Source organism: Methylobacterium sp. B1 (genome assembly GCF_000333255.1).
GTDB lineage: Bacteria > Pseudomonadota > Alphaproteobacteria > Rhizobiales > Beijerinckiaceae > Methylobacterium > Methylobacterium fujisawaense.
In genome coordinates this window covers 1-982 of sequence record NZ_BACT01000365.1, presented here as the reverse complement: position 1 = coordinate 982, position 982 = coordinate 1, and the positions used below count along the sequence as shown (strand labels likewise).

1 protein-coding gene and 1 pseudogene are annotated in these 982 nt (G+C 67.5%); one reads left to right on the top strand and one right to left on the bottom strand.

Annotation, left to right across the window (positions count from 1 at the left end; translation table 11 throughout):
• The first annotated feature begins 111 nt into the window (after positions 1-111).
• Complete coding sequence (locus tag I53_RS10795; RefSeq protein ID WP_043350305.1) at positions 112-393, top strand: hypothetical protein; 282 nt, start codon at positions 112-114, stop codon at positions 391-393.
• A gap of 174 nt (positions 394-567) precedes the next feature.
• On the opposite strand, the pseudogene I53_RS10790 reads toward I53_RS10795, so the two are convergent.
• Positions 568-982, bottom strand: a pseudogene (locus tag I53_RS10790) (hypothetical protein); the annotation flags it as partial.

Genomic DNA, 982 nt, shown 5'->3' with positions numbered 1-982 from the left:
TTTCAGATTGGCGGTGCGTTGCCGATTGCGCCGGCGCTCGCAGAACCTGCGGTGGAACCTCTTTGCGGCGTATTGGGTTGGGGCCCCAACGTAACCGTGAAGGATTCATCGATGCGAAAGCTCGCACTCATCTCCGCCCTGAGCCTCTCCATCGGAGCTCTCGGCGCCACCAGCGCGGACGCGCAGGGCTATGGCTACGGGCGGCATCACGGCTACGGATACGGCCACGGATATCATCGCGGATACGGCCCGCGCCGCGATTACGGCTACCGTCGTCATCGCGGGATCTCGACCGGGGCTGCAGTCGGTCTTGGCATCGCCGGTGCGGCCGCCGGAGCCGTTGCGGCGGGCGCTTTGAGCCGGGGTCCGGGTTACTACGGCTCCGGCTACTGAGCCGAGCCACGGATTTTCACGCAGAGCCCCGTCGCCCCCGCGACGGGGCTCTCGCCGTTTTTCACCGCCGCATCGATGAACCGGCCGTGCGCGCCGAGTCGATGATGCGAGACCTCGGGGTTGGCGCCATCGTCAGGGGCGGCCGAAACCGACGAGGACGTCCGCATGATCGTCTCAGCGCAGCCAGCGCCGGATCTGTTCGCGGAGGGTCGGGCGGACGGCACGGCGCGCTCGGGCCGCTGCGAAGCGATCGATGTGGATCCTGTCGTTGGGGACCTGACGCAGGAAACGCTCCGCGATCTCGAAGATCACGACATCCGGCCGAACCGCCTCGACATAGCGCCAGTCGATATTCGCCGACCAGATCGCGTGCACCTCGTGGAAGGTCTCGGCCAGCATGGCGGTGAGACGCGCCCCCGGGCTGTAGATGTAGGAATCGCCGAACAGGATCACGCGCCGCGGATCAGGGGCCGTTTTGTTCTGCAGCACGACCCGCGACCCGACGAACAGACCGCGCGGTCGCACGGCGCGTCCGGACTCGCGAACCTCGACCAGCGCGTTCGCGTCGATCCGTTCGGCACGGCGCGAG